Origin of the sequence: Citrobacter sp. Cpo074 (assembly GCF_030332745.1) — a bacterium.
Classification (GTDB): domain Bacteria; phylum Pseudomonadota; class Gammaproteobacteria; order Enterobacterales; family Enterobacteriaceae; genus Citrobacter; species Citrobacter portucalensis.
Genome location: NZ_JAOWHG010000027.1, coordinates 31,805 through 52,332 on the forward strand (window position 1 = coordinate 31,805; position 20,528 = coordinate 52,332).

The following is a 20,528-nucleotide window of genomic DNA, read 5'->3' on the forward strand; positions in this document are numbered from 1 at the left end:
GGGCGCAATTCGAGTTACACTTGCGCCCTTAAGTCACCTGCCGGAGTTGTCATGTCGTTTTCCTGTCCTCTTTGCCACCAGCCTCTTACTCAAGCGAATAACAGTTTTGTCTGCCCCGGGCGGCACCAGTTTGACGTGGCGAAAGAAGGGTATGTCAACTTACTGCCGGTTCAGCATAAACGATCGCGCGATCCGGGTGACAGCGCTGAGATGATGCAGGCGCGACGGGCATTTCTTGATGCCGGGCACTATCAACCGTTGCGTGATGCGATTGTGAATGTGCTGAAAGAGAAGTCGACTTCAGAAGATGCAGCGATCCTGGATATTGGCTGTGGGGAAGGGTATTACACCCATGCGTTTGCCGACGCGCTGACGGGTTGTACAACCTTTGGTCTTGACGTCTCCAAAGTGGCAATTAAAGCTGCAGCCAGACGCTATCCGCAGGTGACCTTTTGCGTTGCCTCCAGCCATCGTCTGCCGTTCGCAGATGAGTCAATGGATGCCATCATCAGGATCTACGCGCCCTGTAAAGCGCAAGAGCTGGCACGCGTGGTTAAACCGGGGGGATGGGTTATCACCGCCACGCCGGGACCGCGTCATTTAATGGAACTGAAAGGGCTTATTTATGATGAGGTGCGTTTGCATGCGCCGCACACAGAGCAACTGGACGGTTTTGTTCTGCAACAGAGTATTGCGCTGGGGTATCAGATGCAGCTTCAGGGCAGCGAGGCCGTTGCGTTACTGCAAATGACGCCGTTCGCCTGGCGGGCAAAGCCGGAGGTGTGGAAAACGTTAGCGGAGAAAACGACGTTTGACTGCCAGACCGATTTTAGTATTCATGTCTGGCAGCGTCTGAATTAACCGTGGAAGTGTGCCCAGAGGATCTGGGCACCGATACCAATCAGCACCACCCCACCCAAAATTTCTGCTCGTTTGCCCAGCATCGGGCCAATGAAACGACCAATCATCATGCCGAGCGTGGACATAATCAATGTGGCGCAGCCGATGGCCAGCGCGGTGGCAATAATATTAACCTGCAGGAAAGCCAGACCCACCCCGACGGCCATTGCGTCGAGACTGGTGGCAATGGCGGTGGTAACCAGCAGCCAGAAACCATGACGGCGCTGCGGTTCTTCATCCTCATCACCGTTATCGCGAAAACCTTCGATTATCATTCGCCCGCCTAAAAAGATCAGCAGAATGAAGGCGATCCAGTGGTTCCACTCCAGCACGAATTTGCTGGCCAACATACCCATGCCCCAACCAATCAGCGGCGTAAGCGTTTCAACTGCGCCGAATATCAGACCTGTGCGCAATGCTTCAGAAAATTTGGGTTTATGCAGGGTGGCACCTTTGCCAATTGATGCAGCGAAAGCATCCATCGACATGCCAAAAGCGAGAAGAACGGTAGCGGTGAGATTCATAACAGCGTCCTGACCGGGGTATCCATAAAACACATCACTGCCCCCAGTAACCATGCATACAGGCCGGAATCACTGTAAATACAGCGCCATTCAGATATGCATTGCAGTTGATGTGCCTATGGTCTCGCCTGACTGAACCTGTAAATTCAGTCCGTACGCGCCACGTTTTTCAACGAGTATGTTGACACGTACATTTCCGGAGTCTGGAAATCGGCTACTCCCCAACGACGGGCGCAACCTTAACATATTTTGAGAATATAAAACAAGAAACGCAGAAATAATATTTGACTTCTAATTGAAAACGATTTTCATTTAGATTTATTTATAAATAAAACGTTAAAATAAATAACATTGTGGACAGTTAAATATAGCCTTGGCTATGTTTGTTTTTATACTGATATATAAAAAACATAGTTCAGGCTATATTTGTAACCTATTGATTTGAAATTAAAAGTTTATATATCTTCTCAAGATCGTCTATATTTCGTACGCGGATCAACAACCTTCGATGTTCTAATTGCATCACTAATACACCGTCTTCAGATAAATTCATCTCTTTAATGCGGTTATATTCAATCCAGACGTTGGCGAAGAAAAAACCTTTCTGCTTGAAGATGATTTTTGGCGTACGGATCCAGAACAGATACAACCCCATCAATACCAGTGCACATAATAACCATGTGGTAAATTGCGCGCCGTGGCTGGTGATGTTGTTGTAGATAAGAATAGCTACCAAGCCAAGGAAGATAACGCTGTCGACTCTGCTGCGGGGAAGCAGGGCGACAGTAAGCAGAGTAGGGCCATTACGGCGGGGCATGATGAACTGATCGTAAATGGCATACGCCAGCAGCGAAAAGATGAATAGAACCAGCACCAGGTCCGTGATAGTCATGAATCCTCAACCCTCTAAATAGAAAAACCGGGGGCAAGCCCCCGGTGATGTACAACAGTCTTACAGGCCGAGCAGTCCGACAGCGTAGCCCGCGATACCGATGACGAAGAAGCCAACGATGATCCACAGCGGGTTCACTTTTTTACGCAGCAGCCACATACAGGCGAATGTCAGCAGCAGAGGAACCAGACCCGGCATCAGCTGGTCAAGGATAGTCTGCACGGTGGTAACACGAGTCTGACCATCCTGACCGGTGATAGTGGAAACCACCAGCGGGATGTTTACGTGCGTCCACTTGTTAACCAATGCTCCCATGACAAACAGGCCGAGGATTGACGCCCCCTCGGTCAGTTTCTGCAGGAAGCCGCCGCCCATATCTTTAACGATATCGACACCTTTACGGTAGCCATATGCCACACCGTAATAACGGGTTGCCAGACGAACCAGGTTAAACAGGATGAAGAACAGCAGTGGCCCCAGCAGGCTGCCGCTCATCGCGATACCTGCGCCGAGTGCGGCGAAAACCGGACGTACGGTACCCCAGAAGATCGGGTCACCGACGCCTGCCAGCGGACCCATCAGACCAACTTTGATACCGTTAATGGCACCATCGTCAATCTCTGCGCCGTTTGCACGCTGTTCTTCCATTGCCAGCGTAACGCCCAGTACTGGAGCCGCTACGTACGGATGGGTGTTAAAGAATTCCAGGTGACGCTTAATCGCTTGCTTACGTGCATCGTTGTTTTCCGGGTACAAGCGGCGGATAGCCGGTACCATGGAGAAACAGAAACCCAGCGCCTGCATACGTTCGAAGTTCCATGAACCCTGAAACAGGTTAGAACGAATGAACACGCCACGAATGTCACTCGGAGTGAGTTTTTTCTCGGTGGTAGTTTTAGTCATATCAACCATTTCGCTCACCTGCTAGTCCAGTTCGTTATCGAGATCGTTATTGCCAGCCGCCGCAGCAGGTGCACCGGCTACGCGGTTATATTTCGGGCTCAGCTGAATGTAGAGGATGGCCATGACTGCGCCAATCACACCCAGAGCAACCAGGTTGAAGTTAGTAAATGCCGCGGTGACGAAGCCGAGGTAGAAGAATGGCATCAGATAGCCTGCGCGCATCATGTTGATGACCATCGCATAACCAACCACTACGATCATACCGCCTGCGATGTTCAGACCACCGGTTACGACTTCCGGAATGGCGTTAAGCATGCTCTGAACTTCACTGGTACCAACAGAAATCGCTACGATTACCGCCGGGATAGCGATACGCATAGCCTGCAGGAACAGCGAGGATACGTGCAGCCAGGAGAGCGCAGTCAGGTTACCGTTTTCGGCTGCCTTATCCGCTGCATGCTGGAATGCTACGGTGATTGTACGAACGATAATGGTCAGTACCTGGCCTGCTGCTGCCAGTGGGATAGCCAGCGCGATACCGGCACCAATGCTTTGATGACCCGCGATAACCAGAACGGTAGAGATAATTGAGGCCAGTGCGGCATCTGGTGCAACCGCAGCACCGATGTTCATCCAGCCCAGGGCGATCATTTCCAGGGTACCACCGATGATAATACCGGTTTTCATATCCCCAAGAACGGCACCAATCAGCGTACAGGCCACCAACGGACGGTGGAACTGAAATTCATCGAGTACCGACTCCATACCCGCGATACATGCGACGATGAACACCAGCACAATCTGAAGAGTGGTAATCTCCATTGTACTTCTCCTATTGCTATACAGACTTAAGTGTGAAAACTAAGTAAATGCCAGGGAATTATTTCACCTTGGCAATCAAATCCATCATTTTCAGTTTCTGATCGGTAGAAACCTTACGGGCCTCAAGCTCAATGCCGCGTTCGTTGAGTTTCTTGAAGGCTTCGATGTCTTTGTCATCGACAGAAATTGCGTTGTTTACCTGCGTTTTACCCTGACGGAAAGCCATACCGCCAATGTTTACGGAGGTAATTTTCACACCACCTTCAACGATACGTTCTACGTCGGTTGGGTTGGTGAACAACAGCATCACACGCTCACCTGCATATTTCGGGTTGTTGTAGACGCGGATCATTTTCGCGACATCAACCACATGCGCCGTCACACCCGGAGGTGCTACCTGAGTCAGCAGCGTTTTACGCACGGTATCGGCGGCAACTTCATCACTGACGACGATAATGCGCGTTACGTTGGTTTCTTTGGTCCAGCGAGTTGCCACCTGACCATGGATTAAGCGGTCATCAATACGCGCCAGGCCGATCTGCATATAATCGTTCGGCCCCATCGGTTTCGCGGGGGTTGCTGCTTTCGGTGCCGCGACGGGGGCAGGAGCGGCTTTTTCCACCGGTTTTGCTTTCAGCGCTTTCACGCCTTCGCTGCCGGTTTCAACGGCCAGTGCCACTAATTCATCAAAGCTTGGGTTGTCATCACGCGCCATGAAGGTCTCAACCAGCATGGGAATGTTCACACCGGCGATTACTTCGTAATGCTCTTTATCGACGACAATGCGGCTCGCAGCGTTAAACGGGCTGCCTCCCCATGTGTCAACGAGAAACAGCACGCCTTTACTGGTATCGAGTTTTGCCAACTGAGCGTTGTACTTTTCGATCAGCGTTTCAGCATTTTCGCCTGGAACGAAATCGATCCAGCCGACGTTTTCCTGCTCGCCTAACAGCATCTCTGCCGTCTTAAGTAACTGCTCTGCAGCCCAACCATGTGTGCCTATTACAATAGCAATGGTCACTTGCTACCTCCTTTATTATCGTTAACACATCAACGTGAAGATGTATTTGAATCGTCGTCCGCAATCGAATCGATTCAGATAAGGGTTACAAAGAAAAACCTATGATTTTCGTGAATTATTTTAGATATCGAAAAAAATATTTTATGTGATGAAGATCCGTAATTTAACTTCCGATTAAAAGAAATTTCGAAGGGTAAAATATCTCCGAAACAACTTATTGCAAAGGAAGGTAAATCTTTGCTAAAAACAGCTTCTCTCTGTTATGTTTAGCATCTGTTTAATTACTCAGGAGTATAGGGCAGTAGCCCACCATATGGATCGTCACCGACGTCATTTCACCTTCAGGCCGTATCAAGCCTGTCAGATTGGCACTTTTTGCCACAAATTTTCTCTGCATATCGCTTTAACGCCTGAGATCCTCAGCGCGCAGTTTGGTCATTCCTTAAGCAGGAGCTTGTCATGGAATTATTAATGGACCCGCAGATTTGGGTGGGTTTGCTCACGCTTGTCGTTCTCGAAATTGTTCTGGGTATTGATAACCTGGTCTTCATTGCGATCCTGGCTGATAAGCTGCCGCCGAAACAGCGTGATAAAGCGCGTTTAATCGGTTTGTCACTGGCACTGATTATGCGTCTGGGCTTGTTGTCCGTGATTTCGTGGATGGTGACGCTGACAAAGCCGCTGTTCACGGTAATGGACTATGCGTTCTCGGGGCGCGATCTGATTATGCTGCTGGGGGGTATTTTCCTCTTGTTCAAGGCTACGACAGAGCTGCATGAGCGGCTGGAAAACCGTGAACATGATACCGGCCAGACGAAAGGGTATGCGAGCTTTTGGGTTGTCGTAACGCAGATTGTCATCCTCGATGCGGTGTTCTCGCTGGATGCCGTGATTACGGCGGTCGGCATGGTCAACCATCTGCCAGTGATGATGGCGGCAGTAGTGATTGCCATGGCCGTGATGCTGCTGGCCTCTAAGCCGCTGACACGATTTGTGAACCAACACCCGACGGTGGTGGTGCTATGTCTGAGCTTCCTGTTGATGATTGGTCTGAGCCTGGTTGCCGAAGGGTTTGGCTTCCATATTCCGAAAGGTTATCTGTATGCGGCGATTGGTTTCTCGATCATCATCGAGTTGTTTAACCAGATTGCCCGTCGTAACTTTATTCGCCACCAGTCGACGCTGCCGCTGCGTGCACGTACTGCCGATGCAATCCTGCGTCTGATGGGCGGTAAACGTCAGGCCAGCGTGCAGATGGAATCCGATAACCCGGTGCCGGTTCCTGTCCCGGAAGGCGCGTTTGTGGAAGAAGAACGCTATATGATCAACGGCGTCCTCTCCCTGGCGTCGCGTTCGTTACGCGGCATTATGACGCCTCGTGGTGAAATCAGCTGGGTTGATGCCGACCTGAGCGTGGCAGAAATTCGCGAGCAGTTGCTCTCTTCACCTCACAGCCTGTTCCCGGTGTGTCGTGGCGAACTGGATGAAATCATCGGTATCGTGCGTGCTAAAGAGCTGCTGGTGGCGCTGGAAGACGGTGTGGATGTGGCGGCGATTGCCTCTGCTTCTCCGGCTATTGTTGTTCCGGAGACGCTGGATCCGATCAATCTGTTAGGCGTACTGCGTCGTGCCCGCGGTAGCTTCGTTATCGTCACTAACGAGTTTGGCGTAGTACAGGGTCTGGTCACGCCGCTGGACGTATTAGAAGCCATTGCCGGTGAATTCCCGGATGCCGATGAAACACCTGAAATTATTGCTGATGCAGGTGGTTGGTTGGTCAAAGGCGGTACCGATCTGCATGCGTTGCAACAGGCGCTGGACGTGGATACGTTAGTGAATGAAGACGAAGATATCGCCACGGTGGCAGGTTTAGTCATTGCGGCTAACGGCCATATTCCACGCGTAGGTGATGTTATCGAGGTTGCACCGCTGAGCATTACGATTGTCGAAGCGAATGACTATCGTGTGGATTTAGTTCGCATTGTTAAAGAACAACCCGCTCACGACGAAGACGAGTAATCGGGTTTAGCGAAACGGCATGACGGGCATACTGTGTCGCCCGTTATGTCGGGTGGGCGGCGGCGTGCTGCCCGCCAGCCATTTTGGGAAATCACGCAGCGGCATTGGCTTTGCGTACAAAAAACCTTGCAACAAATGTACGCCGTGTCGGCGCAAATGCTGAGCCTGCGCCTGGGTTTCAACGCCTTCCGCCACCAGTTCTATATTCAATTTTTTCCCCAAAGCGATAATGATGTCTGTGACGGTTGAGTTCACGGCGTCTGTTCCTATTGCCGAAGTAAATGATTTATCGATCTTCAGCACATCCGGGCGGAGTTTTTCCAGCCAGGAGAGCGAGCTGTTACCGGTACCGAAATCATCAATTGCCAGTTTTACGCCAAGACGATTTAATTCGCGTACGACCCGATAATCCACATCCAGTAACGCATCTCGTTCGGTCAGTTCGATAACCAACTGCTGGATTGGGTGCTGGCTGAACCAGTACTGATTAAGATCTTTTAGCAGCGTGCCGTTACGAAAATGGCTGGCGGCGACATTAATCCCAATATGAAACTGACTGCTCATCGGGAAAACGTGTCTTTGCTGAATGGTTTCTGCGATGACGTGACGGGTTAGCGGCACAATCAGGTTGTGCTCCTCAGCGATGGGAATAAACACTTCCGGAGAGATCCAACCCTGGCGTGGGTTATTCCAGCGTAGAAGAATCTCCACGCCCATGCATTGCTGGGTTTGCGCATTAAGCAGCGGCTGGCAAAATAGCTCGAATTCCCGAGCAGCAAGGGCCAGATTAATCTCCCAGGAAAAACTCATTCTGCTGGCGGTCGCCAGCCATGCCAGGTAACCCACTAATAAACTTAGGATCACCGCCAGCGGCAGCTGTGTTGGCAGATGTTTAATCGCCAGTTCACTGGGACCGGGGCCGGTGACGCTAATGGTAAACGGGAAATGTTGAGATGACAGCTGGTAGCGTTTTTCATCATTTAGCTTAGGCAGAGTATCGACCACACCTTGATCATACAGTAGATGCCGATTACCAACGGTTAAGCTGGCATCGGTGATCTGCGGCGGCTGGGGTTCAAGCAACATAGACGACAATAAATCAATATTGACGATTTCCAGCACGCCATCTTCACCATCGGCAGAGGATGGATACCATTGCGTCAGAATCGGGCTGCCTTTTATCAGCGAATGGTCAGTAGACAGCAGCAGTTGCGGTTCCCTGCTGGGTAATTCGGGCTGTAGTTGACGAATGGGGACATTGCGATACCCAAAAATGCTGGAGCAATAGAGGATCCCGCTTTGAATCAGATTAATAGAACGAACCGTTTGCAGTCTTGCGGCATGTTTGCTTAACGGTAAACGTGCCACTGAGCAGGGGAGGCCAATTAACGGCAGCAATACATCACGTCCGGTCTGCAAGGGTAAAAGTACGTCATCCAGTTCTTCTACAGCATGGTTGGCAAAGGTGACGATATTTCGGTGATTTAAATTACGCTCCGAAATAAATCGAACAGTTAATGTGAGGATGAGCGTCAGTAGTGCACATACTGTGCAAACGATTAAGCGATTCCGGCGATAATTTTTAATGATCCGTTGTGCTGTTTGCATGCGGGCCGCCCGATAAGCCGTTGGTCACAGAAGCCAACAGCAACAGAGCAAGTGTAGTGGGGAAAATTACAGTAGACGAGGGAGAGGGGGCAAATTCGCCCATCCGTCGCAGATGGGCGAAAATTAAGTATTAGTCACATTGAACTTTGATTGCCAGGCCACCGCGTGACGTTTCGCGGTATTTGGCGTTCATGTCTTTACCTGTTTCGTACATGGTCTCAATGACTTTATCCAGCGAGACGCGCGGCGCGCTGGTACGGCGCATTGCCATACGCGCAGCGTTGATCGCCTTCACTGAAGCAATGGCGTTACGCTCAATGCACGGAACCTGTACCTGACCGGCAACCGGATCGCAGGTTAAGCCGAGGTTATGTTCCATGCCGATTTCGGCAGCAACACACACCTGCTCAGGGCTCGCGCCCAACAGTTCAGCCAGACCAGCGGCAGCCATGGAGCAGGCTACGCCCACTTCACCCTGACAACCTACTTCTGCACCAGAGATTGAGGCGTTCATTTTGTACAACGCGCCAATTGCACCGGCCGCCAGGAAATAGCGGGTATAGATATCCGGGCTGACGGACTCGATGAAATGATCGTAATAGGCCAATACCGCAGGCACGATACCGCAGGCACCGTTGGTTGGCGCTGTCACCACGCGACCGCCCGCGGCGTTTTCTTCGTTAACGGCCAGCGCGAACATGTTCACCCAGTCGATCACGTTCATCGGATCGTTGGACAGCTTATCGCTGGAAACCAGCATACGACGCAGAGCTGAAGCACGACGAGGAACGCGCAGCGGACCCGGCAACACACCTTCGGTGTTCATGCCACGATCGATACAGGCCTGCATGGTTTGCCAGACGTGGCCAAAGTACTCTTCAATCTCTTTTTTGCTGTGCAGAGCAAGTTCGTTCTGCATCGCCATGCCAGAGAGAGACAGGCCGGTGCTATTGCAGTACTCCAGCATTTCAGTCGCGGATTTGAACGGATAAGGCACGCTGACCTCGCCCGCGGCATCCTGACCAAAATGTTCTTCATCAACGATGAATCCACCGCCGATTGAGTAGTAGGTTTTGCTATAAATGACGGTTTCGCCATTGTACGCATGGATCTGCATTCCGTTTTCATGCAGCGGCAGGTTGCCGTTGTGAAAACGCATCCCGTCATTCTGCGGGAAATCCACTTCGTGCTGACCCTGTGCAAGCAGCAGGCGTCCACGCGTTTCTACGTCGCGGATAAATCCGGGGATGCTATCTATATCCACGGTAGCAGGCTCATTGCCCGCCAGACCCATAATAATGGCGATATCGGTGTGGTGACCTTTACCCGTGAGCGACAGTGAACCATACACGTCGACGGCGACACGAGTAACGCTGTCCAGTAATCCTTTTTCGACCAGGTCATCGACGAACTGTTTACCCGCCTTCATAGGCCCTACGGTATGGGAAGATGAGGGACCAATCCCCACCTTAAACATGTCGAATAGACTAATCACGATAATACTCCTACAGGGCGACTGGGCTTTCCAGTAACGATGTTATAACTGCGCATAGTGTAAGAGGGAACGCGGCGATCGGCTTAACTATTCACATGAATTAAACTAATAGATAACCGCGGTTTTACTAATGTTGTGACCTGAGTTTCAAGTTGTCTATGGAGTGCGTAAAGATAAGTATAGTCAGGGCTTGACGCCAATTTGCAGCGCCAGCTCACGAATTATTCCGGCAGTCATTCCCCAGACGAAATATTGCTCATACCAGGAAAGCCATACGCGATGTGAATCGCCACGACGGTAAATATCCAATGGGTGGTAACGACCTAAATGCAGGGCCTGGGCCAGCGGCATTTCGAACACTGCTGAGACTTCATCTTCACTGGCGCGATACGGCAGATTAGGCGGGATAATGCCTACCACTGGGGTGACCTGGAAACCGGTCACGCTGTCGACCGGCGGCAGAACGCCGATCACTTCTACGCATGAAGGTGGGATCGCCACCTCCTCCTGTGCCTCGCGAAGGGCGGCGGCAATTAACGAGGCATCACTGCTATCCACCGCCCCACCGGGGAAGGCGACCTGTCCGGCGTGCTTGCGCAGGTGAACGGAACGCTGGGTTAACAACAACCCCGGCTGTGGACGACGCACGACGGGGATCAGTACGGCGGCCTGGCGCTGGTTTAACGCGGCATGATTGACCTGCGGGCGCAGGAGTTGAAAGCGCGATAAGAAATCATCAAGCGTCAGGCTGCTGTATTCCACGTCTCAGTTCTCCAGTTGGTGCAAAATACGATTCACTTTATCAAATGTTTCCTGATATTCAGCGTCTTCCTGACTGTCCGCCACTATGCCGCCGCCAGCGGAACAATAAATTTGTCCGTTTGTGGCTGTCAGCGTGCGAATGGTGATGCTGGTATCCATATTGCCGCAGAAACTCAGATAACCGATGCTGCCGCACCAGGCATTACGTCTTTGTGGCTCCAGTTCGTCAATAATTTCCATCGCCCGCACTTTCGGCGCACCGGTAATAGAGCCGCCGGGGAAGGCGGCGCGTAGCAGATCGGTGGCGTGTAATGACTCTGGCAGACGTGCGGTAATGGTGCTGACCAAATGATGAACGGCAGGGAACGGTTCGACGACAAACAGCTCCGGAACCTGTACCGAACCCGGTACGGCAACGCGGCCAATATCATTACGCATCAAATCGACGATCATCAGGTTCTCCGCACGATCCTTCGGCGAATTCGCCAGCCGCCGGGCCTGCTCACGATCGGCATCGGCATCTTCAAGCCTGGGCAACGTACCTTTAATAGGACGGGTCTGGATATGCTGGTTCTCCAGCAGAATAAAACGTTCTGGCGAAAGACTGAGGATAACGCCTTCCTCAAGACGAATAAACGCGCTGAACGGGGCGCGGTTAGCGTGATTGAGTTTGACAAATGCCTGCCACTCATCCCCCTCGTAATGCGCTTGAAAACGCTGTGCGAGGTTGACCTGGTAACAATCGCCGCTGTGCAGATAGCCCTGTACCTGGCGGAATTTTTCGCCGTACCGGGCGCGGCTCATATTGGACTGCCACGCCGAGGTCAATGTAAACGGCTCACGCGTTGGCGGTTGTTGCGCGTCGAGCCATTTCAGGCGAGCCTCGACATCGGTATGGCTGAGCAGCGATACGGTCTGCAACTGGTGGTCAACAATCAGCGCCCAGTCGTAAATGCCAACGGCCATATCCGGTAGCGTAATATCGCGCTCAGCAATAGTGGGCAGAGATTCAAAGCGTCGGCCAAGGTCGTAGCCAAACAGACCTAACGCGCCGCCCTGGAACGGCAGATCCGGGTGATACTCGGGGTGAATCTTGTGTGCAGCTAGCGCGGAATGTAATACCGTCATTGGATCATCAAGCGAGCGCGTGATTGCGTGCCCGTCCTGCACTACGGTCTCTTCAGCACGTGTAACCAACGTGGTGACGGGATCCGCCACCAGAATATCAAAGCGGTTATGCGGATGGTCGGCTTGACCTGAATGCAGCAGCATCGCCCAGGGCAGATGGCTTAATGTCGAAAAATAGCGTTCAGCGGCGTCCTGACGCCAGGGTAATGTGATTACTGCGGGAGATAACGTCTTCATCAGTCCTGACTCGTTGCTACTCTACTGGCTAACTGCCCGGTAGCATGAAATAATTAGCGCAGACAATTTAGCAGGAGTTAACAATGTTTGCAGGTTTACCTTCACTCAGTCATGAGCAGCAGCAAAAAGCGGTAGAGCGTATTCAGGAGCTGATGTCGCAGGGGATGAGCAGCGGACAAGCCATTGCTCTGGTTGCTGAAGAGTTACGCGCCAGTCATACCGGCGAGCGGATCGTGGCGCGTTTTGAAGATGAAGACGAATAACGCCGCTTAAACTGCAGCGATTATCTTAATCTCAACTTTGTATTTCGGGTTCATCAATCCGGCCTGAACGGTACAACGTACCGGCGCGTGGCCAGCAACGACCCACGCGTCCCAGGCTTTGTTCATGGCGGCAAAATCGTTTTTGTCTGCCAAAAACAGGGTGGCATCAAGAATACGTGACTTGTTGCTGCCTTGTTTTTCCAGCACCGCATCAATTTGCGCCAGCGTATTTGCCGTCTGCTCAAAGGCGTCTGCATCCAGATTTTCCGGCACGCCGGTGTAATACAGCGTGTTGTTGTGGATTACCACGTCGGACCAACGCGCTTCGGCATCAATGCGCACAATCGTCATAAATCATTCCTCGTTTACGTTTTTTCATAATAGCTTTGGGTTGCGCCAAGACTGCCATAATGTTGTGCCCACGTCACCTCTTCAACTGGCGAAAGACCCGCTGGCCTGACATAATCCCTGTTCAAATGAACAGGGGGCAGTGTGAGGGACGATTTTGCAGCAGACGGTCAGTTGGCTAAAGCGATACCGGGTTTTAAACCGCGAGAACCACAGCGGCAGATGGCCATCGCCGTCAGTCATGCCATCGAAAAATCACAACCGCTGGTGGTAGAAGCCGGAACCGGAACGGGTAAAACCTACGCTTATCTTGCCCCAGCGCTGCGTGCCGGAAAGAAGGTCATTGTCTCCACGGGCTCGAAGGCGTTGCAGGATCAGCTATACAGCCGCGACCTCCCGACCGTCGCGAAAGCACTGAAGTTCACCGGTAAACTGGCGCTGCTGAAAGGGCGTTCAAACTATCTGTGCCTTGAGCGTCTCGAACAGCAGGCGCTGGCGGGTGGCGACTTGCCGGTACAAACGTTAAGCGACGTCATTCTGCTGCGCTCCTGGTCAAATCAAACCCTTGATGGGGACATCAGCACCTGCGTCAGCGTGGCGGAAGACTCTCAGGCCTGGCCGCTGGTGACCAGCACTAATGACAACTGTCTGGGCAGCGACTGCCCGCTGTATAAAGAGTGTTTTGTCGTTAAAGCGCGTAAAAAAGCGATGGATGCGGATGTCGTCGTGGTTAACCATCATCTGTTTCTCGCCGATATGGTGGTAAAAGAGAGCGGGTTTGGCGAACTGATCCCGGAAGCTGATGTGATGATCTTCGATGAAGCGCATCAGTTACCGGATATCGCCAGCCAGTACTTTGGTCAATCGCTCTCCAGTCGCCAGCTGTTAGACCTGGCGAAAGACATCACCATTGCCTATCGCACCGAGCTGAAAGACACTCAGCAGCTGCAAAAGTGCGCCGATCGCCTTGCACAAAGCGCTCAGGACTTCCGCTTGCAGCTTGGTGAGCCGGGCTATCGCGGAAACCTGCGGGAACTGCTGGCCGACCAGCGCGTACAGCGCGCGTTTTTGCTGCTCGATGACACGCTGGAGCTGTGTTATGACGTGGCGAAGCTGTCTCTCGGACGTTCGGCATTGCTGGATGCCGCGTTTGAGCGCGCCACGCTTTATCGTGCGCGTCTGAAGCGCCTGAAAGAGATCAACCAGCCAGGCTTCAGCTACTGGTATGAATGCACCTCCCGCCATTTCACCCTCGCGCTGACGCCGCTTACGGTGGCGGATAAATTCAAAGAAGTGATGGAACAAAAGCCGGGCTGCTGGATTTTTACTTCCGCGACGCTGTCGGTAAACGATGACCTGCATCATTTCACTGCACGACTGGGTATTGAAGATGCCGAGTCGATGCTGCTGCCGAGCCCATTTGATTACACGCGCCAGGCGCTGCTGTGCGTACCGCGTAATCTCCCGCAAACCAACCAGCCGGGGGCTGCGCGTCAGCTGGCATCCATGCTGCGACCTATTATCGAAGCGAACAACGGTCGCTGTTTTATGCTGTGCACTTCGCACGCGATGATGCGCGATCTGGCGGAACAATTCCGCGCTACTATGACGCTTCCCGTACTGCTGCAGGGCGAAACCAGCAAAGGACAACTGCTACAGCAGTTTGTCAGCGCAGGTAATGCGCTACTGGTTGCCACCAGCAGCTTCTGGGAAGGCGTGGACGTGCGCGGTGATACCCTGTCGCTGGTAATAATCGATAAACTGCCGTTTACCTCGCCGGACGACCCGCTGTTAAAAGCCCGAATGGAGGATTGTCGACTGCGCGGCGGCGATCCGTTTGAAGACGTCCAGTTGCCGGATGCGGTAATCACCCTGAAGCAGGGGGTAGGGCGTCTGATACGTGATGCTGACGATCGCGGCGTGCTGGTGATTTGCGACAATCGTCTGGTTATGCGGCCATACGGCGCCACCTTCCTGGCGAGTCTTCCTCCTGCGCCGCGGACGCGTGACATCGCTCGCGCGGTTCGCTTTCTTGCCATACCAACGACTGAGTAATTTGTTACGGAGTGTGGTAAGATGCGCGCCAAATTTATTGATCTGATCACAAACACCCATGCGAATTCTGGCTATCGATACCGCCACAGAGGCGTGCTCTGTTGCCCTGTGGAATGACGGTACTATCAAGGCTCACTTTGAGCTTTGCCCACGAGAACACACCCAACGAATTTTACCGATGGTTCAGGAAATCCTGGCCGCTGGCGATCTCACGTTAACCGATATCGACGCCCTGGCGTTTGGTCGCGGTCCCGGCAGTTTCACCGGCGTGCGTATCGGTATTGGCATTGCTCAGGGGCTGGCGTTAGGCGCAAACTTACCGATGATCGGCGTCTCCACCCTGGCGACCATGGCGCAGGGCGCCTGGCGTAAGTCGGGCGCGACTCGCGTGCTGGCGGCGATTGACGCGCGAATGGGCGAAGTCTACTGGGCCGAATACCAGCGTGATGACAACGGTAACTGGCACGGTGAAGAAACCGAAGCGGTGTTAACCCCCGAGCAGGTACATGAGCGTTTATTGCAGCTGTCTGGCGACTGGGTGACGGTCGGGACGGGCTGGCCGGCATGGCCTGAGCTTGGTAAAGACAGCGGGCTGACGCTCAGCGATGGTGACGTGCTGCTTCCAGCGGCTGAAGACATGCTGCCCGTCGCCACGCAAATGCTGGCTGCGGGTGAGACCGTAGCGGTCGAACACGCTGAACCGGTTTATTTACGTAACACCGTGGCGTGGAAGAAACTTCCCGGTAAAGAATGAATCTTAGTAGTAGAACCCCGGCTAAGACGTACAGTCGTCAGTGCACAGCATTGTGAACAGGCCGGGGCAGAAGCTAAGAAAAGGGAGTCACAATATGGCGGTGCAAAAGCAGTTATTGAAAGGTGTGTTGGCGGGGGCCTTAGCGTTAATGCTTAGCGGCTGCGTCACCATCCCGGATGCGATTAAAGGTTCGAGCCCGATGCCGCAGCAGGATCTGGTGCGGGTGATGAATGCGCCGCAGCTGTATGTCGGACAGGAAGCGCGTTTCGGCGGCAAAGTGGTGGATATTCAGAACCAGCAGGGAAAATCCCGTCTGGAAATTGCCACCGTTCCGCTCGATAGCGGTGCACGCCCCGTGCTGGGTGAAGCCTCTCGTGGGCGGATATATGCTGATGTAAATGGCTTCCTTGACCCGGTGGACTTTCGCGGGCAACTGGTCACCGTCGTCGGCCCGATAAGCGGTACGGTGGACGGAAAAATCGGTAATACGCCGTATAAATTCATGCTGATGCAGGTAACTGGTTATAAACGTTGGCATATTACTCAGCAGATTGTCATGCCGCCTCAGCCTATCGACCCCTGGTTCTACGGTGCGCGTGGCTGGCCTTACGGCGGCTACGGCGGATGGGGCTGGTACAATCCCGGCCCGGCACAGGTTCAGACCATAGTAACAGAGTAACTCTTTGTTTTATTGGTAAAAGAAACAGCGGCTCGTCCGCTGTTTCTGCATTAACGTGGATATAAGAAAAATAAATAGTGACGTGCTTCGCAACCTTGTCGTTGTGTAATAAACAAACTGGTACGCTGAGTTAATATTATGTTAACAGTTTGTTTATTGCCTGGGGTTGTGATGACGACGAATACGCATTTTAGAGGTGATGTATTGAAAAAGGTTTGGCTTAACCGTTATCCCGCTGGTGTTCCTGCGGAGATCAATCCTGACCGTTATCAATCCCTGGTGGAACTCTTTGAACACTCAGTAAGACGCTATGCCGATCAGCCCGCGTTTGTAAACATGGGGGAGGTGATGACCTTCCGCAAGCTTGAAGAGCGTAGCCGTGCGTTTGCCGCTTATTTACAACAGGGGCTCGGGCTGAAAAAGGGCGATCGCGTCGCGCTGATGATGCCGAATCTGCTGCAATATCCGGTCGCACTGTTTGGGATTTTACGTGCCGGCATGATCGTCGTGAATGTGAACCCGTTGTATACGCCTCGCGAGCTGGAACATCAGCTCAACGATAGCGGCGCGTCGGCGATTGTCATCGTGTCCAACTTTGCCCACACGCTGGAAAAAGTGGTCGACAAAACGTCGGTGCAACACGTGATCCTGACGCGTATGGGCGATCAGCTGTCGACCGCCAAAGGAACGCTGGTTAACTTTGTCGTGAAGTACATCAAGCGCCTGGTGCCGAAGTATCACCTGCCGGATGCCATCTCGTTTCGCAGTGCGCTGCAAAACGGCTATCGCATGCAGTATGTGAAACCCGAAGTGGTGTCGGAAGATCTGGCGTTCCTGCAATATACCGGCGGGACAACCGGCGTGGCGAAAGGCGCGATGCTCACGCACCGCAACATGCTGGCTAACCTGGAGCAGGTTAACGCCACCTACGGCCCGTTGCTGCATCCGGGCAAAGAACTGGTGGTAACGGCTCTACCGCTGTATCACATTTTTGCGCTGACGATGAACTGCCTGCTGTTTATTGAGCTGGGTGGTCAAAACCTGCTGATTACTAACCCGCGTGATATTCCGGGGCTGGTAAAAGAGCTGGCGAAGTATCCGTTTACCGCGATGACCGGCGTCAATACGCTGTTTAACGCGCTGCTGAATAACAAAGAGTTTCAGCAACTGGACTTCTCGTCACTGCACCTTTCAGCAGGTGGCGGAATGCCGGTTCAACAGGCAGTGGCTGAGCGCTGGGTGAAGCTGACAGGGCAGTATCTTCTGGAAGGTTATGGCCTGACGGAGTGCGCGCCGCTGGTGAGTGTTAACCCTCACGATATTGACTACCACAGCGGAAGTATCGGTTTACCGGTTCCCTCCACTGAGGTCAAGCTGGTGGACGACGACGACAACGAAGTGCCGCCGGGAGAACCGGGTGAGCTGTGTGTGAAAGGTCCACAGGTGATGCTGGGCTACTGGCAGCGACCAGACGCCACTGACGAAATCATCAAAGACGGCTGGCTGCACACCGGCGATATTGCGGTGATGGATGATGAAGGCTTCCTGCGTATTGTCGATCGTAAGAAAGATATGATCCTGGTGTCCGGCTTTAACGTCTACCCTAATGAAATTGAAGACGTGGTTATGCAACACCCTGGCGTGCAGGAAGTGGCTGCTGTTGGGGTTCCGTCCGGCAGCAGCGGTGAAGCGGTGAAAATTTTCGTGGTGAAGAAAGATGCCTCGTTAACCGATGACGCGCTGGTCACTTTCTGTCGTCGTCACCTGACGGGCTATAAAGTACCAAAGCTGGTGGAGTTTCGCGATGAGTTGCCGAAATCTAACGTTGGTAAAATTTTGCGACGAGAATTACGTGACGAAGCGCGTGCCAAAGTGGACAATAAAGGCTGAGCGTTAAGTCAGCCAGTAGAAAACGCCGGGAAATCCGGCGTTTTTTTTGGCGCAAACCTAAGAGAGCACGATTTGAATTATCAAATGATCACCACGGACGACGCGTTGGCCACGCTGTGCGAAGCCGTCCGTGAATTTCCGGCGATAGCCCTGGATACAGAATTTGTTCGCACGCGTACCTATTATCCGCAGTTGGGGCTGATCCAGCTGTTTGATGGCAAACACGTTGCTCTGATTGATCCGCAGGGGATCACCGACTGGTCGCCGCTGCGCGATATTCTGCGTGATACTGCCATCACCAAATTCCTGCATGCAGGTAGCGAAGATCTGGAAGTGTTTCTCAACGCTTTTGGCGAACTGCCGCAGCCGTTGATTGATACACAAATTCTGGCTGCTTTTTGCGGTCGTCCGCTGTCGTGGGGGTTTGCCGCGATGGTGGAAGAGTTTACGGGGGTGGCGCTGGACAAAAGCGAATCCCGCACCGACTGGCTGGCCAGACCGCTGACCGAGCGTCAGTGTGAGTACGCGGCGGCTGATGTCTGGTATCTATTACCGATCACCACAAAACTGATGGTTGAAACTGAAGCCAGCGGCTGGCTGCCAGCCGCACTGGACGAATGTCGCTTAATGCAGCAGCGTCGCCAGGAGGTTCTGGCGCCTGAAGACGCATGGCGCGACATCACCAACGCCTGGCAACTGCGTACCCGTCAGTTGGCCTGCCTGCAACTGCTTGCCGACTGGCGACTGCGTAAAGCGCGTGAGCGCGATCTGGCGGTGAACTTTGTGGTGCGTGAAGAACACCTGTGGGCGGTCGCTCGTTATATGCCAGGGAGTCTGGGTGAACTGGACAGCCTCGGCCTTTCCGGTAGTGAAATTCGCTTCCACGGCAAAACGCTGATTTCTCTGGTAGAAAAAGCGCAGGCTTTACCGGAAGAATCACTGCCACAGCCGCTGCTGAATTTGATGGATATGCCTGGATACCGCAAAGCGTTTAAAGCCATTAAGGCGCTGGTTGCCGAGGTGAGTACTGAGCATAATCTTAGCGTCGAACTGCTGGCTTCACGCCGTCAAATCAACCAGCTACTCAACTGGCACTGGAAATTAAAGCCGCAGCAGACCCTGCCGGAGTTGGTTTCCGGTTGGCGTGGCGAACTGATGTCCGATCGTCTCAACGCGCTGCTGCAGGAATATTCGCAGTAAGTCACCAGGCTCGCCGGGTTGCGCCATTGCTAACCCGGCCTGCGCAACGCTACAAATCAAGCACCAGGCGCTTACCTTTGGCGCGTGAGCAGCAAATAAGCATGCTTTGCTGGCTGGCTTTTTCGTCGTCGCTGAAATACTGATCGCGGTGATCCGCTTCCCCTTCAAGAATCGTCGTTTCACAGGTGCCGCAAACACCTTCCCGGCACAGGCACTCAACGCGCGCGGCTTTGTTATTTTCGATAACCTGCAAAATGGTCATCTCTTCCGGGACCACAAACTCGCGTCCTGAACGCGCCAGAATCAGGGTAAAGGCATCACCGCTTTTATCTTCCAGCGCAAATTGTTCGAAATGTAGCGTATTGCTGTCCAGTCTATGGAGGGAAGCCGCTTCTCTGACGGCATCGTTGAGCACTGCTGGCCCGCAGGTGTAAATATGTGTGCCGGGTTCGACATCGGCCAGCAGGCGAGATAAATCAAGGCGGGTCCCTGCGCTTGACAGATGCAGATGAATACGATCGACGCTGGGGTGTTGCAGAAGTTCGTCATAAAACGCGCAGTTGTCCTGACTGGGAGAGCAATAATGCAGTTGCCATTGCGCCTTAGAATGTTCCAGCTCCGGGATATGCGATAAAAACGGTGTGATGCCGATACCTCCAGCAATCAACAGATGTTGTTGTGCCTGAGGAGCGAGGGCGAACAGATTGTTTGGTGTGGAGATCGTGAGCGTGTCGCCGGGTTTCACGTTTTGATGCAGATATCGTGAGCCGCCTTTGGATGCTTCCTCCAGTCGTACGGCGATTTGCCAGGTGCTCGTATCAAAGGGTGAACTCATCAGCGAGTATGCATTGCTGTACAGATTCTCGCCATCGCGCATCTGCACGATAATATGGCTGCCACCCTGAAACGCGGGCAACGGCTCGCCTGATGTCGCCGTTAAGGTAAAGCGTTTTACCTGCGCGGTAATCGTCTCAATCCGGCTGACCCGGACTTCTTGCATTTGATAATCAGACATTGCGGCACTCCCT

The 20,528-nt window shown here is 52.9% G+C and carries 20 protein-coding genes; 9 read left to right on the forward strand and 11 right to left on the reverse strand.

The window, feature by feature from the left end:
* The first annotated feature begins 51 nt into the window (after window positions 1-51).
* Window positions 52-861, forward strand: a complete 810-nt coding sequence (gene rlmA, locus OGX83_RS04780) for a 23S rRNA (guanine(745)-N(1))-methyltransferase (RefSeq protein WP_048216189.1) — start codon at window positions 52-54, stop codon at window positions 859-861.
* Here the strand turns inward: rlmA and mntP are convergent.
* The 5 genes from mntP to manX form a co-directional block, all read right to left on the reverse strand.
* A complete protein-coding gene (gene mntP, locus OGX83_RS04785) occupies window positions 858-1,424 on the reverse strand; it encodes a manganese efflux pump MntP (protein WP_020996621.1) in 567 nt (188 codons plus the stop codon). The genes rlmA and mntP overlap by 4 nt on opposite strands.
* Window positions 1,425-1,857: 433 nt before the next feature.
* On the reverse strand, window positions 1,858-2,316 hold the full coding sequence (locus OGX83_RS04790; protein ID WP_048216190.1) for a DUF986 family protein: 459 nt from the start codon (window positions 2,314-2,316) through the stop codon (window positions 1,858-1,860).
* 60 nt (window positions 2,317-2,376) lie between these two features.
* Complete coding sequence (locus tag OGX83_RS04795; RefSeq protein WP_003833769.1) at window positions 2,377-3,228, reverse strand: PTS mannose transporter subunit IID; 852 nt, start codon at window positions 3,226-3,228, stop codon at window positions 2,377-2,379.
* 12 nt (window positions 3,229-3,240) lie between these two features.
* A complete protein-coding gene (locus OGX83_RS04800; protein WP_003021004.1) occupies window positions 3,241-4,041 on the reverse strand; it encodes a PTS mannose/fructose/sorbose transporter subunit IIC in 801 nt (266 codons plus the stop codon).
* A 58-nt stretch (window positions 4,042-4,099) separates the two neighbouring features.
* Window positions 4,100-5,062, reverse strand: a complete 963-nt coding sequence (manX, locus tag OGX83_RS04805; RefSeq protein WP_003833768.1) for a PTS mannose transporter subunit IIAB — start codon at window positions 5,060-5,062, stop codon at window positions 4,100-4,102.
* A gap of 313 nt (window positions 5,063-5,375) precedes the next feature.
* Here manX and OGX83_RS22845 point away from each other — a divergent pair, with 313 nt between their 5' ends.
* Both OGX83_RS22845 and yoaE read left to right on the forward strand, forming a co-directional pair.
* Window positions 5,376-5,534 carry a protein YoaL gene (locus OGX83_RS22845; protein ID WP_370766360.1) on the forward strand — a complete coding sequence of 53 codons (159 nt, stop codon included), beginning with the start codon at window positions 5,376-5,378 and terminating at the stop codon, window positions 5,532-5,534.
* Window positions 5,522-7,081 carry a CNNM family cation transport protein YoaE gene (gene yoaE / locus OGX83_RS04810; RefSeq protein WP_008785026.1) on the forward strand — a complete coding sequence of 520 codons (1,560 nt, stop codon included), beginning with the start codon at window positions 5,522-5,524 and terminating at the stop codon, window positions 7,079-7,081. The genes OGX83_RS22845 and yoaE overlap by 13 nt, the downstream gene beginning before the upstream one ends.
* A 6-nt stretch (window positions 7,082-7,087) precedes the next feature.
* Here yoaE and pdeD read toward each other — a convergent pair whose 3' ends face one another.
* From pdeD to pabB, 4 genes are all read right to left on the reverse strand, one after another.
* Window positions 7,088-8,689 (reverse strand): cyclic di-3',5'-guanosine monophosphate phosphodiesterase PdeD, encoded by a 1,602-nt coding sequence (gene pdeD / locus OGX83_RS04815; protein ID WP_008785025.1) that lies wholly within the window; start codon window positions 8,687-8,689, stop codon window positions 7,088-7,090.
* A 130-nt stretch (window positions 8,690-8,819) separates the two neighbouring features.
* The gene (gene sdaA, locus OGX83_RS04820) at window positions 8,820-10,184 is read right to left on the reverse strand and encodes an L-serine ammonia-lyase (RefSeq protein ID WP_003833765.1); all 1,365 of its coding nucleotides are present in this window, start codon (window positions 10,182-10,184) and stop codon (window positions 8,820-8,822) included.
* A gap of 183 nt (window positions 10,185-10,367) precedes the next feature.
* Window positions 10,368-10,946, reverse strand: a complete 579-nt coding sequence (locus OGX83_RS04825; RefSeq protein WP_003020991.1) for a CoA pyrophosphatase — start codon at window positions 10,944-10,946, stop codon at window positions 10,368-10,370.
* 3 nt (window positions 10,947-10,949) lie between these two features.
* Window positions 10,950-12,311 carry an aminodeoxychorismate synthase component 1 gene (pabB, locus tag OGX83_RS04830; protein WP_071446194.1) on the reverse strand — a complete coding sequence of 454 codons (1,362 nt, stop codon included), beginning with the start codon at window positions 12,309-12,311 and terminating at the stop codon, window positions 10,950-10,952.
* An 83-nt stretch (window positions 12,312-12,394) separates the two neighbouring features.
* On the opposite strand from pabB, the gene OGX83_RS04835 reads away from it, so the two are divergent.
* Window positions 12,395-12,574: a YoaH family protein gene (locus OGX83_RS04835; protein ID WP_003020986.1), complete on the forward strand. Its 180-nt coding sequence runs from the start codon at window positions 12,395-12,397 to the stop codon at window positions 12,572-12,574.
* Between the two features lie 6 nt (window positions 12,575-12,580).
* On the opposite strand, the gene OGX83_RS04840 is transcribed toward OGX83_RS04835, so the two are convergent.
* A complete protein-coding gene (locus tag OGX83_RS04840; RefSeq protein WP_003020984.1) occupies window positions 12,581-12,925 on the reverse strand; it encodes a RidA family protein in 345 nt (114 codons plus the stop codon).
* A 141-nt stretch (window positions 12,926-13,066) separates the two neighbouring features.
* Between OGX83_RS04840 and yoaA the strand changes: the two genes are divergently transcribed.
* The 5 genes from yoaA (at window position 13,067) to rnd (ending at window position 19,500) form a co-directional block, all read left to right on the forward strand.
* The gene (yoaA, locus tag OGX83_RS04845; protein WP_286587452.1) at window positions 13,067-14,977 is read left to right on the forward strand and encodes a DNA repair helicase YoaA; all 1,911 of its coding nucleotides are present in this window, start codon (window positions 13,067-13,069) and stop codon (window positions 14,975-14,977) included.
* 58 nt (window positions 14,978-15,035) lie between these two features.
* The gene (tsaB, locus tag OGX83_RS04850) at window positions 15,036-15,731 is read left to right on the forward strand and encodes a tRNA (adenosine(37)-N6)-threonylcarbamoyltransferase complex dimerization subunit type 1 TsaB (protein ID WP_032943756.1); all 696 of its coding nucleotides are present in this window, start codon (window positions 15,036-15,038) and stop codon (window positions 15,729-15,731) included.
* Between the two features lie 94 nt (window positions 15,732-15,825).
* Window positions 15,826-16,410, forward strand: coding sequence for a Slp family lipoprotein (locus OGX83_RS04855; protein ID WP_003020975.1), 585 nt, complete (start codon window positions 15,826-15,828; stop codon window positions 16,408-16,410).
* A 204-nt stretch (window positions 16,411-16,614) separates the two neighbouring features.
* Window positions 16,615-18,300, forward strand: coding sequence for a long-chain-fatty-acid--CoA ligase FadD (gene fadD / locus OGX83_RS04860; protein WP_125362605.1), 1,686 nt, complete (start codon window positions 16,615-16,617; stop codon window positions 18,298-18,300).
* Window positions 18,301-18,384: 84 nt separating this feature from the next.
* Window positions 18,385-19,500: a ribonuclease D gene (rnd, locus tag OGX83_RS04865; RefSeq protein WP_286587454.1), complete on the forward strand. Its 1,116-nt coding sequence runs from the start codon at window positions 18,385-18,387 to the stop codon at window positions 19,498-19,500.
* A gap of 49 nt (window positions 19,501-19,549) precedes the next feature.
* Here rnd and OGX83_RS04870 read toward each other — a convergent pair whose 3' ends face one another.
* On the reverse strand, window positions 19,550-20,515 hold the full coding sequence (locus OGX83_RS04870) for a PDR/VanB family oxidoreductase (protein ID WP_079934745.1): 966 nt from the start codon (window positions 20,513-20,515) through the stop codon (window positions 19,550-19,552).
* Window positions 20,516-20,528 lie beyond the last annotated feature (13 nt).

Coding starts and splice junctions, on each gene's coding strand:
- OGX83_RS22845 (WP_370766360.1), top strand. CDS start 5,376: ATGGATCGTCACCGACGTCATTTCACCTTCAGGCCGTATCAAGCCTGT.
- mntP (WP_020996621.1), bottom strand. CDS start 1,424: ATGAATCTCACCGCTACCGTTCTTCTCGCTTTTGGCATGTCGATGGAT.
- tsaB (WP_032943756.1), top strand. CDS start 15,036: ATGCGAATTCTGGCTATCGATACCGCCACAGAGGCGTGCTCTGTTGCC.
- OGX83_RS04855 (WP_003020975.1), top strand. CDS start 15,826: ATGGCGGTGCAAAAGCAGTTATTGAAAGGTGTGTTGGCGGGGGCCTTA.
- OGX83_RS04835 (WP_003020986.1), top strand. CDS start 12,395: ATGTTTGCAGGTTTACCTTCACTCAGTCATGAGCAGCAGCAAAAAGCG.
- OGX83_RS04800 (WP_003021004.1), bottom strand. CDS start 4,041: ATGGAGATTACCACTCTTCAGATTGTGCTGGTGTTCATCGTCGCATGT.
- OGX83_RS04870 (WP_079934745.1), bottom strand. CDS start 20,515: ATGTCTGATTATCAAATGCAAGAAGTCCGGGTCAGCCGGATTGAGACG.
- yoaE (WP_008785026.1), top strand. CDS start 5,522: ATGGAATTATTAATGGACCCGCAGATTTGGGTGGGTTTGCTCACGCTT.
- rlmA (WP_048216189.1), top strand. CDS start 52: ATGTCGTTTTCCTGTCCTCTTTGCCACCAGCCTCTTACTCAAGCGAAT.
- pabB (WP_071446194.1), bottom strand. CDS start 12,311: ATGAAGACGTTATCTCCCGCAGTAATCACATTACCCTGGCGTCAGGAC.
- OGX83_RS04840 (WP_003020984.1), bottom strand. CDS start 12,925: ATGACGATTGTGCGCATTGATGCCGAAGCGCGTTGGTCCGACGTGGTA.
- pdeD (WP_008785025.1), bottom strand. CDS start 8,689: ATGCAAACAGCACAACGGATCATTAAAAATTATCGCCGGAATCGCTTA.
- OGX83_RS04790 (WP_048216190.1), bottom strand. CDS start 2,316: ATGACTATCACGGACCTGGTGCTGGTTCTATTCATCTTTTCGCTGCTG.
- OGX83_RS04795 (WP_003833769.1), bottom strand. CDS start 3,228: ATGGTTGATATGACTAAAACTACCACCGAGAAAAAACTCACTCCGAGT.
- rnd (WP_286587454.1), top strand. CDS start 18,385: ATGATCACCACGGACGACGCGTTGGCCACGCTGTGCGAAGCCGTCCGT.